At 34.5% G+C, this 14,155-nt stretch carries 15 protein-coding genes and 1 pseudogene; 5 read left to right on the top strand and 11 right to left on the bottom strand.

The window, feature by feature from the left end:
- Positions 1 to 331: 331 nt before the first annotated feature.
- The 5 genes from CLOCL_RS07960 to CLOCL_RS23105 all read right to left on the bottom strand — a co-directional run bounded on the left by CLOCL_RS07960 (position 332) and on the right by CLOCL_RS23105 (position 4,902).
- Positions 332 to 1,402, bottom strand: a complete 1,071-nt coding sequence (locus CLOCL_RS07960; RefSeq protein WP_014253901.1) for an IS30 family transposase — start codon at positions 1,400 to 1,402, stop codon at positions 332 to 334.
- Positions 1,403 to 1,715: 313 nt separating this feature from the next.
- Positions 1,716 to 2,868 (bottom strand): IS3 family transposase gene (locus tag CLOCL_RS07955; RefSeq protein ID WP_027622199.1). Its coding sequence is split into 2 segments (ribosomal slippage): positions 1,716 to 2,600 and positions 2,602 to 2,868, totalling 1,152 coding nucleotides; the frame shifts between segments, so codons are not numbered across the junction.
- 372 nt (positions 2,869 to 3,240) lie between these two features.
- On the bottom strand, positions 3,241 to 3,756 hold the full coding sequence (locus CLOCL_RS07945; RefSeq protein ID WP_014254851.1) for a hypothetical protein: 516 nt from the start codon (positions 3,754 to 3,756) through the stop codon (positions 3,241 to 3,243).
- A 19-nt stretch (positions 3,757 to 3,775) separates the two neighbouring features.
- Entirely contained in the window at positions 3,776 to 4,645 is an 870-nt protein-coding gene (locus CLOCL_RS07940) for a polymorphic toxin-type HINT domain-containing protein (RefSeq protein ID WP_041715018.1), read from the bottom strand.
- A 17-nt stretch (positions 4,646 to 4,662) separates the two neighbouring features.
- Entirely contained in the window at positions 4,663 to 4,902 is a 240-nt protein-coding gene (locus CLOCL_RS23105) for a hypothetical protein (RefSeq protein ID WP_014254850.1), read from the bottom strand.
- A gap of 165 nt (positions 4,903 to 5,067) precedes the next feature.
- On the opposite strand from CLOCL_RS23105, the gene tnpA reads away from it, so the two are divergent.
- From tnpA to CLOCL_RS07910, 5 genes and pseudogenes are all read left to right on the top strand, one after another.
- The gene (tnpA, locus tag CLOCL_RS07930; protein WP_014253714.1) at positions 5,068 to 5,421 is read left to right on the top strand and encodes an IS66 family insertion sequence element accessory protein TnpA; all 354 of its coding nucleotides are present in this window, start codon (positions 5,068 to 5,070) and stop codon (positions 5,419 to 5,421) included.
- On the top strand, positions 5,418 to 5,771 hold the full coding sequence (gene tnpB / locus CLOCL_RS07925; RefSeq protein WP_014254783.1) for an IS66 family insertion sequence element accessory protein TnpB: 354 nt from the start codon (positions 5,418 to 5,420) through the stop codon (positions 5,769 to 5,771). Before tnpA ends, tnpB begins: the two co-directional genes overlap by 4 nt.
- 64 nt (positions 5,772 to 5,835) lie before the next feature.
- A pseudogene (gene tnpC / locus CLOCL_RS07920) lies at positions 5,836 to 7,444 on the top strand (IS66 family transposase).
- A complete protein-coding gene (locus CLOCL_RS07915; RefSeq protein WP_014253716.1) occupies positions 7,441 to 7,725 on the top strand; it encodes a hypothetical protein in 285 nt (94 codons plus the stop codon). The pseudogene tnpC and the gene CLOCL_RS07915 overlap by 4 nt, the downstream one beginning before the upstream one ends.
- Positions 7,726 to 7,867: 142 nt before the next feature.
- Positions 7,868 to 9,085, top strand: coding sequence for an IS256 family transposase (locus CLOCL_RS07910; RefSeq protein WP_014254544.1), 1,218 nt, complete (start codon positions 7,868 to 7,870; stop codon positions 9,083 to 9,085).
- Between the two features lie 611 nt (positions 9,086 to 9,696).
- Here CLOCL_RS07910 and CLOCL_RS07905 read toward each other — a convergent pair.
- The 6 genes from CLOCL_RS07905 to CLOCL_RS07885 form a co-directional block, all read right to left on the bottom strand.
- Positions 9,697 to 10,671, bottom strand: a complete 975-nt coding sequence (locus CLOCL_RS07905) for a hypothetical protein (protein ID WP_014254849.1) — start codon at positions 10,669 to 10,671, stop codon at positions 9,697 to 9,699.
- A gap of 2 nt (positions 10,672 to 10,673) precedes the next feature.
- Positions 10,674 to 11,270 carry a hypothetical protein gene (locus CLOCL_RS07900; RefSeq protein ID WP_144687037.1) on the bottom strand — a complete coding sequence of 199 codons (597 nt, stop codon included), beginning with the start codon at positions 11,268 to 11,270 and terminating at the stop codon, positions 10,674 to 10,676.
- Positions 11,270 to 11,551, bottom strand: coding sequence for a polymorphic toxin-type HINT domain-containing protein (locus CLOCL_RS07895; RefSeq protein ID WP_027621419.1), 282 nt, complete (start codon positions 11,549 to 11,551; stop codon positions 11,270 to 11,272). Before CLOCL_RS07895 ends, CLOCL_RS07900 begins: the two co-directional genes overlap by 1 nt.
- 89 nt (positions 11,552 to 11,640) lie before the next feature.
- Complete coding sequence (locus CLOCL_RS07890; protein ID WP_014254847.1) at positions 11,641 to 12,270, bottom strand: Imm5 family immunity protein; 630 nt, start codon at positions 12,268 to 12,270, stop codon at positions 11,641 to 11,643.
- Positions 12,271 to 12,463: 193 nt separating this feature from the next.
- Positions 12,464 to 12,652: a hypothetical protein gene (locus tag CLOCL_RS23790; RefSeq protein WP_420805128.1), complete on the bottom strand. Its 189-nt coding sequence runs from the start codon at positions 12,650 to 12,652 to the stop codon at positions 12,464 to 12,466.
- A gap of 285 nt (positions 12,653 to 12,937) precedes the next feature.
- The gene (locus tag CLOCL_RS07885; protein ID WP_041715016.1) at positions 12,938 to 13,738 is read right to left on the bottom strand and encodes a hypothetical protein; all 801 of its coding nucleotides are present in this window, start codon (positions 13,736 to 13,738) and stop codon (positions 12,938 to 12,940) included.
- Positions 13,739 to 14,155: the final 417 nt, after the last annotated feature.

Raw genomic sequence — 14,155 nt, 5'->3', positions numbered from 1 at the left:
TGTTAATGTTACTCTAAAATTGATTCTTTCCAGAGCTAGTTGAAAAATCGAATATGAACATGAAAAATAGAGTATAATGACCCCCATTGTCAAGACAAATTTTTAGCTTTTCTAAGTTAGATTCTCCTTTTAAATTGCAATATTAAATGCAACACCTATAGTAGAAATCATTTTTTGTTTAGGTGGTAAATCCACAATATTATCCTTAAGCCCTTCTTGGTTATTTATTTGAGCGAATGCAGAGGGATGTCAAGGGTTGCCGTCAGGCAAGACGAAGTCTTTACCCTTGACTCCCCTCAAATGAGCTCTATAATTCACATGAAAGAAGGGCTTAAGCTGTTTTTGATGTATCATCATTAACTATTTTAAACAGCTCTTCATTAAAGCATTCTTCAGGCGTTTTATAATCTAATATCTTGCGTGGAAGATTATTTAACCAGTCTTGTATACGTTTTATTGTTGTCGCTGTAAAATCTCTTATTGCTTTCCCTTTAGGTATAAAACGCCGTATAAGACCATTATGACGTTCATTAGTACCTCTTTCCCATGAGGAATAAGGATGTGCATAGTATACTTCTATCCCTAATGGTTGTAATATTTCTGTCAATCTACTAAATTCTGAACCATTGTCTGCTGTAATAGTACGAAATATGTTACAAAACTGTTCTCCATAGAAATTCTTTAGTTCCAAAAGTGCCTTGTTAACAGCATTACTATCTCTTGCTTCTAAAAGAAACAGCAGTTCATAGCGTGTCTTTCGTTCTGTTAATGTTAAAATAACTGTATCGCTAGATTTTCTCCCTATGATTGTATCAATTTCCCAATGTCCAAAAGTCTGCCGTAGTTGCACATCTTCTGGCCTTTGATCGATGCTTTTTCCCAGAATACGTTTATTCTGACGGTCTCTTCTTACTTTTGGTTTTATTCGAAGTTTAAGGTTTAAATCAATATTTCGTACTTTCAGCAGCCCTTGGTCTATATAATTATATAAGGTTTTAGTACATACAATAGTAGAATGCATCCACTTAGAATTCACTATACATGAGCCAACTACGGCATCTGGTGACCATTTTTCATATAGTATTTTTTCTTCTGCAAATTTTATGAAATCTTCAACTCTAGCTAATTTACACTTTGCACCGCAATTCAAACGATTTTTTTCATAAGCTATCTGCCCACTTTCAGCAAAATACTTTCTATACGTCGTTAAATCATGCCTCATTTGAATCGTTGTACCTCTTTTAATCTCACGACTGATCGTACTTGGTGAACGACCTAGCATTTTAGCAATATAGCGTTGTGATTTCCCTTCCTTAATGAAAGCTTCAATTTGTCCACGTTCATAAACATTTAGGTGTTTAAATTTACGTTTAGTTGTGTTATTATTAGTTTTGATAACCATAGTTGAGAACCTCCTGTATGTTTGGATTGGACACCTAAATCATACATGATTTCTCACTATGGTTGTTAATTTTTTTACTACATTTTACCTGTTGCATTTAATTTTACAATTAACCAGTTAGATTCTCCTTTCTATGTTTTTGTATAATATCTACCTTAAGGTACTCTGTCGGATGGATGTCAAGGGCGAGCATATGCGAGTTCATCTTGCCCCTTGACATCCAATGGTTATATATCCTTTTGATTCCCGGTCTGTTATGACAGACCGGCTGCCTTCCGGCGGGGGACGGGGTTTGGGGCAGAGCCCCAAGGTTTTATACTACTGCCTTAATCTCTTTGTTAATCCCAAAATAATATTCTGACGGCGTTTTATAGCCTAGTGACTGATGTGGTCTCTTGTTGTTATAATATTCAATATATTCCCTCGTTTTTTGCCGAAGTTGCTGACCCGTTTCACAATCTTCATGATAAAGCATCTCCCACTTGTAAGTTCGAAAAAAACGCTCTATCCTTTGATTATCCAAGGCTCGTCCTTTCCCATCCATTGAAATTTTTATATTATTACTCTTTAGTAATTTTATGTAATCCTCACTGGCAAACTGTTTACCTTGATCGCTGTTCATAATTTCAGGTTTACCATATCGTTTGATTGCCTTTTTTATCGCTTCTAATACAAATGTCCTATCTAAAGTATTTGATAACTCAAATCCAACAATATACCGGGAATACCAGTCTATTATAGCTACCATATACATAAATCCACGTTTAAGACGGCAATATGTTATGTCTATAGACCATACCTGGTTGGGATGATCTATATTTAAGTCTCTTAGCAAATACGGGTACAAATATTTGTTATGCAGACGTCTGCTAAGATTAGGCCCGGGACAGAAACCGTGAATCCCCATTTCCCTCATATATCGCCGTGTACGCTTCCTATTGATTTGTATGTGGTAATCCCGGTGTAGGATATTTGTCATCCTGCGATAGCCATATTCCGGATGAACCGTGTATACCTCATCAATAATACGTTTTATTAGATATTCCTCATCTGTTACCGGTACTGGCTTGTAGTAAAGGCTTGTACGATTAATACCTAACAGTTCAGCTTGCCTTTTTATGCTTAATTTCTTTTCTTCTCTCTCAATCATCTTCATGCGGTCTTCCCGGGACTTAGAGTCGGCCAGATTTTTTTTTAAGCCAGGCAACTTCATATGAAAGTTGGCCAATTTGCTTAAGCAGTTCGTCCTTCTCCTTCTCATACGACTGTTTGACCTTCTCTACTTCATCAGTTTCCTTACTGAAAACTCTGCCTGCATTGCTTATAAATTCTGCCTTCCAGCGACTTAGCTGATTAGGATGAATTTCATATTCGGCAGCTATCTCATTCAGCGTCTTTTCTTCCCTTAAGACCTCAATCACTATTTTTGCTTTTTCTTCTGGTGTAAACTTTCTTCTCGTTTTCATATTTCTATTCTAACTTATTTTGACCGTTTTGTCTGTCTTAATTTATGGTATCATTATAGAGAATTTAGGATTACAAAATTGTTGTGTTTCAACTAACTCTGTAAAGGACCAAATTTTTATTGACATTTACAACCTTCACCTAAATGCCAATTTCGAGAGGACTACTCTCATCTCCTACAAAGCAGCATGATAAATTGCGTTTATTTTCCCTACTTGTGTCTCAATTTCATCTTCAGGACACACTTTTACGCTTACGATTTTCAGAATTAAAAACTATGTTTGGTATTCATAAAAAAGCCCCGAAACTATATTTATATAAACGGGGCATTTTTGTACATTAAATTTTATTACTTGAGTATTAATGAATATTGATTATTTACTCAATTTCAAGTTATGAATTATTTCTTTTAAAGCTTCATCATAGTTTCTGCCTACACTAATTGCTTGCATAAATTCTTCTGGCTTTTGCTTGGAAACCTTATTCCATCTGCATCCGTCATCTATCACACAGCTATCTTGCATCTTAGCAAGCGCAATAGCAAGGCTTGCGGCAAGAACAAATTCTATTGATGACCTTTTTATACCAACAGATATTACAGCCCACTTTCCAGCCTCATCTTCTGTAACATGTGGAAGATGTATTGGAATTTCGGCAGTACTAATACATACACTATCCTCATACCCTTCAAATCCAACGAGAATAAAATCTTTATCTTCTCCAAACGTTTCTCGTTGAAACGGTATACGAACTTTGTTTTCAATTCTATATACCATTAATTTAGGAATATCAGAATGCCTCAAAAGCTTTTTTAGAACTAATTCACAATTAAATAACAAATCATATATTTTTATATCATTTTTTAACTTAACTGATAGACTTGATGACATCTTTATATTCCTCCATTTATTATTGAACCAACTCAGCTATCCCATTTGTAATTTTTACCCATCCACCAGAAGTATTAACATATATATTTGAAATAATGCCTTGGGTAGTAATTTTGCTTAAATTAGCAGGCGGAGTGTTGGCATAATCAATAAGATTTAGCGTAGGCACACCTTTTGCGTCAATATAGACATCAATTGCACGATATCCAGCAGCTGCAGCTTTAGTCTCAGCTTCACTAGCATACTTCAGCACTCCTGCGACACTACCGCCAGAATACTTTTTTAAACTCACATAAACACCATTCAATGTGCCATCTATACCCGGAGCATCCCACACTGTATTACCTATAAATCTTTTGCCGGGTCTAAACTCGGCAATTTCTAAAGCTTGAATGTATTCATGAGCATCTAATGCGTTTGCTTCTACACTACTAGCAACTTCAGGTCCGACTCTCTTTACTGTTTCAATAACCGCTGTAGCAGTTTCTTCGCCAATTCTAGCCAGTTCCGTTGAGTCTGTTATTCCTTCCCTTATTGCCCATTGAACAGAAAAAGCTGTTGTTGAAGCAATATCTGATAAAACTCTAGGATCAGCTATATCTCTTTTCTTAGCATATGTAATAGCATTTCTTCCAGCTGCCATCATCTCAGCTGTACAATCATTATGTACAAGCAATCCACTTGTACCAACAAAATACGTATGGAACTCATCAACATTTAGGTTGTATATCCTTATTGCTTCCTCCAGTTCAACAACTCTCGTTGCAGTTACTTCCTTAAGCTCACCGTCAGCTGTTAAAATCCTATCCCCAACTGTAATGTTCTTTGCAGATTTACACCAGCCAGAATCTGTAAAGAATAGATGACTTAACATCTTTTGGAAGTACATAGTCACTGGTTTTTACATCATCCATTCTTTTTTTCTCCTTCTTTTGTGGTTACTAATGAATGCCCCGTGAAATATCTTATTGTTGAACATATTATGTGTTCAGGCATCAAATCAGATTTAAATATCTGTATTTCCGTGTCGTTTCTTAATCTATACAATATATTGACATCAAACTCTTTTGCTTCTTCAACCAATTCAAACAGTGCTTCGTGCTCTGTTTTTAAGCATGTCGTTATCTCATCTGTAGAATCTGACATTGCTTTTACAGCACTTTTCGCTGCCGAAGGTATGTCTTCATAATCATCTTAAATATTATACCATTTTTAGTGCAATACTTCGTAACCGTCAAATAGATCATCACATAGTAAAATGGTTGCATAGTTGATACAATCACTGTAAAAAAGAATAAACGGAGTGATTGTATGGACATGGAAAAAGTAACAACTGAACAACAATTATCTAGGTGGGCACAATTAATACAAAACCGGCTTGAAAGTGGGCAAAGTATCAAAGAGTTTTGCCGAACGAATGGAGTAAGCAAAGCTACATACTACTATTGGCAAAAGAAAGTCAGTGAAGCAAAGTGTACAGTAGTTGAAGAAGTAAAAGAACCCAAAATCGAAGTACCAAGTGGATGGATGCAGCTTGCATCGAAACCGGTGTACCCTGCAAAAGCTACACTGGAAATTAAAATTAATGGCTGTAATGTCACTGTAAATACGGAAACAGACTTAGAATTATTGAAAAAAGTTTGCCAGGTGTTGATGTCGTTATGATAAGATGGAATGAAAAACCAGTGTATCTTTGCTGTAGATATACGGATATGAGGAAATCTATCAACGGATTAATAACACTGGTACAAGAAAGTTTCTCACTTGATCCGTTTATGAATGCACTGTTTGTGTTCTGTAACAGAAATAGAAACAGGATAAAAATCCTTGAATGGGATGGAGATGGGTTTTGGCTGTACTTTAAGAGGCTAGAACGAGGGCGATTTCGCTGGCCAACAGAAGAAGATTCAACCACAATGCTTCTTGATGTAAACGAATTAGCTTGTCTTATTGATAGTGCCAGATTAGAGAAAAAGCTCAGGAGAAAGGAAGTTTTAGAGCGTCAAATTTCGTAAGAAGAAATTCAAAAAAAGGATCAAAAAGCTGGATTTAATGTAATTTTTATGGTAATATTATCCCATGAAGAGACAAGAAATTTCAGTAGAAAAATTACTTAATATAATTGAAGAAAAAGATCGCAGGATTGCAGAATTGGAACAACAAGTCCAATGGTTTATGGAACAAATACGCCTTTCAAAGAGTAAACAATTCGGTGTTATCTTGGCGAACAAACAAAGATTGAGCAAATTAATCTTTTTAATAATGAAGAGGAAGAGACTCATAATTTAGCTATTACCGAGCAAGAAAGGATAGAAGTAAAAGCTCATTACCGTAAGAGAACACGTCTAACAACAGATAAACTTCCTGAAGATTTACCGGTGGAGGTAATAGAGCACAAGTTACCCGAAAAGGAATGTATTTGCCCGGAATGCGGTAGTGAATTGCATACAATGGGAAAGGAAACTCGTGATGAGTTGAAGATTATTCCGGCAAAAGCGGTAATAGTGCGTCATATTAGGCATGTTTATTCATGCCGGAACTGTGAAAAAACATCCGACCATACTTCCATTGTAAAGGCAGATATACCGGAACCGGTCATAAAGGGAAGTTTTGCATCTCCTGAGACAATTGCCCATATAGCTACACAAAATTCATGATGGGGTCTCCCTTATATCGTCAGGAGCAGGAATGGAAACAAAATGGCATTGAGATATCAAGGCAGACAATGTCAAATTGGTTGATAAAAGCCTGTGAGAATTGGCTGGAACCGATATATGAGGAGATGAAGAAACGGCTGTGTGAGCATGAGGTACTGCATGCAGATGAAACAGTGGTACAGGTGCTAAAAGAACCAGGGAAGGCGGCACAGTCGAAGAGTTACATGTGGCTGTACCGAACGAGCGGGGAGGCAAAACATCAGATAATACTTTATGACTACCAGCCGGACAGAAAACATATACATCCGGAGGAATTTCTAAAAGAATTTAGTGGATATTTACATGCAGACGGATATAACGGGTATTACAAGCTGCCCGAAAAAATTACTGTAATAGGTTGTTGGGCCCATGTACGGCGAAAGTTTTTTGAAGCGATGGAAGCCCTGCCCAAAGAAAAGCAAGCAACATCTAATGCAGCAAAGGGAGTAACATATTGTGATAAACTGTTTCATTTAGAGAAACAGTTTGCATTGCTATGCCCGGAAACCCGGTTAAAAGAACGAGAGAAGCAATCAAAGCCTATCATAGATGAATTTTATGATTGGATAAGAAAATTAAATGTACTACCCAAAACCCATCTGGGTAAAGCAGTACAATATGCGCAGTCCCAGCGAAAATATCTTGAGAGGTATATACTGGATGGACGATTGGAGATATCAAATAACCGTGCAGAGCGAAGTATAAAGCCTTTCGTAATCGGACGGAAGAATTGGCTTTTCAGTAATACGCCAGGTGGTGCGAGAACGAGCGCGGTGTATTACAGTCTTGTTGAAACAGCAAAAGAGAATGGATTGAATCCTTTTGAATATTTGTCATGGATATTTAGTCAAGCCCCTAATCTAGGGAAGCCTGGTTATGTGAGCACATTTGCTGATTTTCTGCCTGGTAGCATGAAAATACCTGCTAAGGTGTTTATACCGCAATCCAAAAGAACAGAGCCTGAGAAATATGCGTGGGAGGAAGATGAATGAAAGTTGGAAAACATACGATATTTATGATCAAATTTATCACGTATTTTATTAATGGGGGAATAGAGAGGTATTTATTTGATATAGATTATTCTGGTTATGTAATAGAGCATTTTCCATATATGGAGAATGAAAACAGCGAATTAGCAGAAAGATTTGCTTATACTGTGGATCAGGCATATGAACTCGGAACATCTCTTGGTTTGTCAGATGAAGAGTTCAGAATGGAAATTGCCAATGCTTTCAATGAATGGTTGGGTGAAAAAAGACCCAACTTAATTTAGATGCACATAGGTTGTAAAAATTAAAGATTAAGTTTTGGTTGAAAAAGTTTTATGAGGATGTAAAAAAATTTGTGTATAGATGATTGAATGTTCTCCTTCTTGGCAAGGATTAATAATAATAAAAGCTAAGGAGGAGAACTTTATGTCAACGTTAACAAAAGAACAAATCAAACAATTAGTTCGGGAAAATAATTTCCAAAGTGTATCTGATATTAATGAATATCTTAAAGACATTTTTAAAGATATAATACAAGAACTTTTAGAAGCAGAACTTGAAGCAAAATTAGGATATGCTAAAGATGATGTAGAAAATAAAAAAACTGATAATAGTCGTAACGGTTATACGCCTAAAAAAATAAAAAGTGAGTTTGGAGAAATTGATATACAAGTACCAAGAGATCGTAAAGGCGAATTTCAACCTAAAATTATTCCTAAATATCAACGTAATGTTTCTGGAATTGAAGAAAAAGTTATAGCTTTATATGCAAGAGGAATGTCTACAAGGGATATCAGTCAACAAATTGAAGAACTTTATGGTTTTAGCCTATCAGCAGAGATGGTTAGTAAGATTACTGATAGAATTGCTCCAGAGATTAAGGAATGGCAACAAAGACCTCTTGAACCTATATACTCTTTTGTTTTTATGGATGCAATACACTATAAAGTTAAGGACGACGGAAGAATAATAAACAGGGCAGCTTATGTTGTTCTAGGTGTTACTATTGATGGATATAAGGATATTTTAGGGATCTGGATTGGTGACAATGAATCCTCAAAGTTTTGGCTTGGTGTACTGAATGACCTTAAAAATAGAGGAGTACAGGATGTTTTAATTTTTTGTGTTGATGGACTTACCGGACTTAAGGAAGCCATAAATGCTGCATATCCAAAATCTGAAGTGCAGCGTTGCATAATACATCAGCTGAGAAATTCTTTTAAGTATGTGCCATACAAAGACCTAAAAGCATTTAGTAATGATTTCAAAGAAGTATATCATGCTATTAATGAAGAAATAGCATTAGAAAAACTTTATGAACTTAAAGAAAAGTGGGGAAAGGAATATCCTTTTGCAATACGTAGTTGGGAAAATAACTGGGATGTTATAAGTCCATTTTTCAAATTTCCAGAAGAAATACGAAAAATAATTTATACTACAAATATAATTGAAGGACTACATCGTCAGTTTCGTAAGGTCACAAAAACAAAAACAATATTTCCAACAGACAGTTCACTAGAAAAGATTTTATATTTAGCATCAATGAATGTAGTAAAAAAATGGACACAACGTTACAAAAACTGGGATAGAGTACTTAGCCAATTGGTAATCCAATATCCAGGTAGGCTGGAAGAGTATATTTAAGAGCATTCACCCCCACCGCCCTCAAGGGCTCATCCTCATCGCCGGATGGGCTAGACCTCACAAAATTAAAAATATAGGTTTAAAAGGCTAATACTGACCATTATAAATGATTATTGCCAGATTTAATCAAGTTTATGTATAAAACTTAACAAATCCGGCAATAATATATAATGAAAAGGCAATAAAAAACAATATTCTGTAAACCTTGTCAACTAAAATTTACTTGCTAAAGAAGGATTACATAAATTATGATACACAAAATTACTTACATTCCCAGTTTTATCGATTTACAAAACTTTTCCAACCATTTTTATTAATGATTGTGTCATTCATGTGCGGGCCTGTTTGACGCTTACAATACTTCTTGGTAATACATTTAATGGATTCTTTCCTACCATCTCATCTTATAACATTGCCTTAATCTAGTAAGATATAATAAAAAAGCATAACAGAGAACTCCGATATTTTCCGGGATTTTCAGTTATACTTTTTCATTTGTACTCTTTTCAAGGATGAACTGTATTAATACAGTTCATAAATACTTAATTTGATTTTCATTGAAAACTACTTATAAAGTCTTTTCACACTACCTTATCTGCCTCATTATAATATTAAATATCAACGACATTGATTGAAATTGTTTTCCATCTATTTTCAATCACTTCAATTTCACGTATTTCCACCTTCACAGCCTTTGATTTCTCTATAATTTCATTTTCATTATTCAGATACCTTTTCATCATCTTAGTACCGCCATTTTCAAAATGTCCATTAAGGATTTCAATTGTAGGGTCAATATTTTCTGGTGGTCTATTCATTAAGTCATGTGCAACAACATCCATTCCTGTGATATCTCGAAATTTTTTTTGAATAATCCTGTTTTCAGGTTTATCGAAGCTAAAAATATCCTCATATAATAGCACCCTTCTTGCTCCACTGTCGAGTTGAATATTTTCATAGCCATCTTTAAAAGATGCAATTAAATTTTCAGGTATATATTGATAATAATCGTTACCGAACCACATTGCCCAGCAAGAACCAAACCATAAATCATTAACCATATGAGAGTGTCCTGGATTTTGCTCAATATCAACAATCATTTGCCCACTAAAATATGGATGCGGAATTAATTTTAAATGCTCATAAGGTTGATTTTTAGCTTTGATATAATCCAAGTCATTTATGTTCTGCCATGTAATATCATCATTATGGCAAATAAAAGCAACATACCCAAAATCATTGTTAAAAATATCATCAATAAATTTGAACAATTTAGTTTTATTTTTAATAAAAATTTCTCCATTGAATGATATACTAAGAAGAAAGCTATTATCCTTTTTCGGTAAGCAAAAATCATATTGATTATCATATGCCTCAAAGATAAATCTATCTTCATTTTTAAGCAAGTCAATAAGAATCATATCAAATTTTTCTTTTGAATAAACTATCTCTTTTGCTGGTTTGTTACCTTTTTTATATCTTATATTCTTGAAATCAATTAAATCTAAAGCAATGAACCATTTCAATATATCATAACTCAAGCAATTCTTTTTAAAAACAATTTTCAAAATAACTCCATTTTCCATTGTCAGAACTCCTTTATAACTAATCCAATTGTACCGTTATAGGTATTATTAATATAGTTCATTAGTCTATCTCTTGCAACATTTCCTATTGTTCCAGCTGGAACTCTAACATCAAGTATTTTTTTCGCAACTACTTGACCATCAGCCATTGTAACTTCTCCCAAATCATATAACTCATCTATGTAACCCTTTATTGCACTATAACCATCATCCGCTGCATATGATGAAAGTCTCGGGTCAAGTGTTTTTATACTTGATATTGTACCAGAAAAATCGTCTGCGAAGTCAAACCCTTTCCAGTAACCGCCAGATTCTCGTCCCATGAATCCCCATGTACTGTAGTCTGTTTTGGAAAGGAATGATTCTATAATCATACCTCGCATTTTAGCATCTTCTATGCTCCAAATATTGTCTTTCCAATTATTTAAAGCATCTCCTGAAAGTTTTAGTCCTTGTTCAGCAAAAGCATCTTCCTCATACAACATTTTCATTATTGTTGTAGCTTCAGCCGCTGCTGCTTCACCAATTTCTGAAAGTATTTTGGGATCTATTATACCTCTTAATATGGCAGCTTCAATTGCTTCTCTTCCAGCTGCCATCATCTCAGCTGTACAATCAATCCATTTGCACAGACAAAATACGTATGGAACTCATCAACATTCAGGTTGTAAATCCTTACAGCTTCCTCCAGGTCAACAACTCTTATTGCAGTTACTTCATTAAGATCACCGTCTGCTGTTAAAATCCTATCCCCATCTGTAATGTTCTTTGCAGATTTCCACCAGCCCGAATCTGTAAAGAATAGATGGCTTGATGTTGTATTTATCTCTTCATTTCCTACTATTAATTTTACCAGTTTGCTTGTACTTTTGATATACACATAATTTACTTTCTTATATCCGATTTCTCCGGACTTGACATCTTTTACATGTTATTTATTAAACTAAATATATATTAAATAAGAATATGTTACTCTTGATATGATATAAAAGCTTTAGGAACAGCTTCTTCGATATACCATAGCCAGAATTCCCTACGTTCAGCAATATTTGCATTATCCCATGATCCACTTCCCGAATAAGCAAGCGCCGAATAAAAAGAAGCATCCCAACTATATGCATCATAATCATCATCTAATAGATTATCTTTTCCTGAGATCATTAATTTTTCATCTCTTAACGCTAAACTTACTGTTCTCAATGCTGCAAAACCAACTAATGAAGCATTATTATATCTCTCATCACAACTTAAATTTTCTAAATCTGTTGTGAAACGTCCAATTTGTTTTTGAACAAAATCATAATCAACATTCCCCCTAATATAATCCTCTACTATCTCTAACATTATTAAGGGTCTTTGGTCATCAGCTAATACAGAATTCCAAATATCTATATTTTTTTCTACACACATTGAAGCAAGCTTTACTCTCCTTTTTAATCCTACAGTAAGTATTGCTCTATTATTACTATCTATTTTATATGGACCTAATGCTTTCCATATCTTTATTCTCATAGGTAGAATTAGTTCGCCTTTTTCATTAAATAATATTTCTTTTTTGGCTATTTCTATAATATTTATTAAACTTTGGGGTATACCCATCGTTTCACCTCCTTTATCTAAATAATACTATTTCAGTTTGGTATTTCAATTATTGTAATTCCATCCGTGCAAAAAATTCTTGTCACCTCTGGATCAGATACAATCTTTTCATGGCTTGTGTATTTTGCTAATTTTTTAAAGTATTCTATACAATCAGAACACATAACTCTCGAAACCACGATTGATTTATCTGTTAATAATGATATTTGTTTTCTGCATGACTTGCATTAAACTGCCCTGGAATGCCTTGATCAAGTAATCCAGCAGGTCTTAAATCGTGCCCTATTTCACTGCACTTTTCTATAACCTTTTGTGGTGTTATAGTTCGATTAAAAATTTCTGCTCCATCAATAATAGTACCCCAACCACTTAAAGTATTGATATTTCCACATGATGCAACTGTTTTAATTTCATCGTAACCAAATCTTGCTGAAAGTCCTTTTACTTTATCTGATGTCTTTTAGTTAAATTTATTACGTTGGAACCTACTTTGCGCAGAATATTTGTAATTTCCTTGCTAAAATCATTATGAACAAGCAACATATTAGTTCCTACAAAATACGTATGTAACTCATCAACATTGAGGTTTCAAATCCTTACAGGTTCATCCAGCTCAACAATTTTTGTTGCAGTTACTTCCTTAAACTTACTGTCGTCTGTTAAAATACTATCCCCTACTGTAATGTTCTTTGCAGATTTCCACCAGCCAGAATTTGTAAAGAATAGATAGCTTGACATCTTTTGAAAGTACATAGTCACCGGTTTTTACCTCATCGATTCTCTTTAAGCCTTCTTTTGTTGTTACTAATGTATCTCCGGTGAAACATCCTGTTGTTGAACATATTATCTGTTCAGGTGTCAGTTCGGACTTAAACAACTGTATTTCAGTGTCGTCTCTTAATCTATATAAGATAGTGTTATCAAGCTCTTTTGTTTCTTCAACCAATTCAAACAGTGCTTCAGGCTCTCTTTTTAAGCATGTCATCAATTCATCTGTAGAATCGGACATTGACTTTACAACACTTTTTGCTGCCGCAGGTATGTCATCATCAATCATCTTAAATATTATACCACTCTCAGTGACAAATTCATAACCTTTTTGGGTTCTTGTTATGCTTGCAATATCATCGAGCATATTGGCTTTTCCGGCTTTAATCAGTCCAATGCTGTCTGTTGCTACCTTTAATGAATTCTTTCCAAGCATCATTTTATCTGTTGCCTTTAAAGCCTTTGCCGCTATCTTCAAACCTGCACAGCCGTATTGAATAAGCTCTATTGTACCTAACATGGATAGGCACCAATTTACCATGTCGCCTTCAACAAAATATAGAATTGCATTTGTTCCATCAAAGAGTGTGCCGAATACAGGTATCATACCACCCAAATCAAGAAACCTATGAACTACATCTATTACTTCTAAATTTACAGTAGTGTTGGCATATTGGAATTCCCATTGAGGTCCCATCATATTTATGAAATCTTCTTTCGATATGATGTCTCCAAAATCGAAAAACATATTAAAATAGAATACATTTGTACATGTTTTGCTGATTTGACTTTAAAAAACTCTTATTTTCATATGTTGTCCTTTCAATCTTATCATCTATACCGTTAGATTGTAACGTAAACTCAGCAAACTGAATTTTTCCTGAAGGATTTTCTTATGGAGTGATAAACAATTTTATTCAGTAACTAAATGTAGTAGCGTTGAATCTGTTTTCTCTTTACTAAGCATTAATGTTTAGACCTCTTTTTTGTGGTCCTCAATATTTTTTCTAAAAATTAAAAATTTACTTTTGGATAATGAAAAGCCTGGATTACAGAGTACCTAGCAAACTATATGTTAAAATAAAAACGCTGGAATAGTTAAATCCAGCATTTTACA

It is taken from the genome of Acetivibrio clariflavus DSM 19732, assembly GCF_000237085.1.
Classification (GTDB): Bacteria; Bacillota; Clostridia; order Acetivibrionales; family Acetivibrionaceae; genus Acetivibrio; species Acetivibrio clariflavus.
Note: the sequence above shows the minus strand (reverse complement) of the source record. Positions and strands in the feature narration are given on the sequence as shown.

Bases quoted from the DNA above. Each gene is read 5' to 3' on its own strand.
- CLOCL_RS07960 (WP_014253901.1), bottom strand. From the start codon at position 1,402: ATGGTTATCAAAACTAATAATAACACAACTAAACGTAAATTTAAACAC.
- CLOCL_RS07945 (WP_014254851.1), bottom strand. From the start codon at position 3,756: ATGTCATCAAGTCTATCAGTTAAGTTAAAAAATGATATAAAAATATAT.
- CLOCL_RS07940 (WP_041715018.1), bottom strand. From the start codon at position 4,645: ATGTACTTCCAAAAGATGTTAAGTCATCTATTCTTTACAGATTCTGGC.
- CLOCL_RS23105 (WP_014254850.1), bottom strand. From the start codon at position 4,902: ATGTCAGATTCTACAGATGAGATAACGACATGCTTAAAAACAGAGCAC.
- tnpA (WP_014253714.1), top strand. From the start codon at position 5,068: ATGGACATGGAAAAAGTAACAACTGAACAACAATTATCTAGGTGGGCA.
- tnpB (WP_014254783.1), top strand. From the start codon at position 5,418: ATGATAAGATGGAATGAAAAACCAGTGTATCTTTGCTGTAGATATACG.
- CLOCL_RS07915 (WP_014253716.1), top strand. From the start codon at position 7,441: ATGAAAGTTGGAAAACATACGATATTTATGATCAAATTTATCACGTAT.
- CLOCL_RS07910 (WP_014254544.1), top strand. From the start codon at position 7,868: ATGTCAACGTTAACAAAAGAACAAATCAAACAATTAGTTCGGGAAAAT.
- CLOCL_RS07905 (WP_014254849.1), bottom strand. From the start codon at position 10,671: ATGGAAAATGGAGTTATTTTGAAAATTGTTTTTAAAAAGAATTGCTTG.
- CLOCL_RS07900 (WP_144687037.1), bottom strand. From the start codon at position 11,270: ATGGCAGCTGGAAGAGAAGCAATTGAAGCTGCCATATTAAGAGGTATA.
- CLOCL_RS07890 (WP_014254847.1), bottom strand. From the start codon at position 12,270: ATGGGTATACCCCAAAGTTTAATAAATATTATAGAAATAGCCAAAAAA.
- CLOCL_RS07885 (WP_041715016.1), bottom strand. From the start codon at position 13,738: ATGATGGGACCTCAATGGGAATTCCAATATGCCAACACTACTGTAAAT.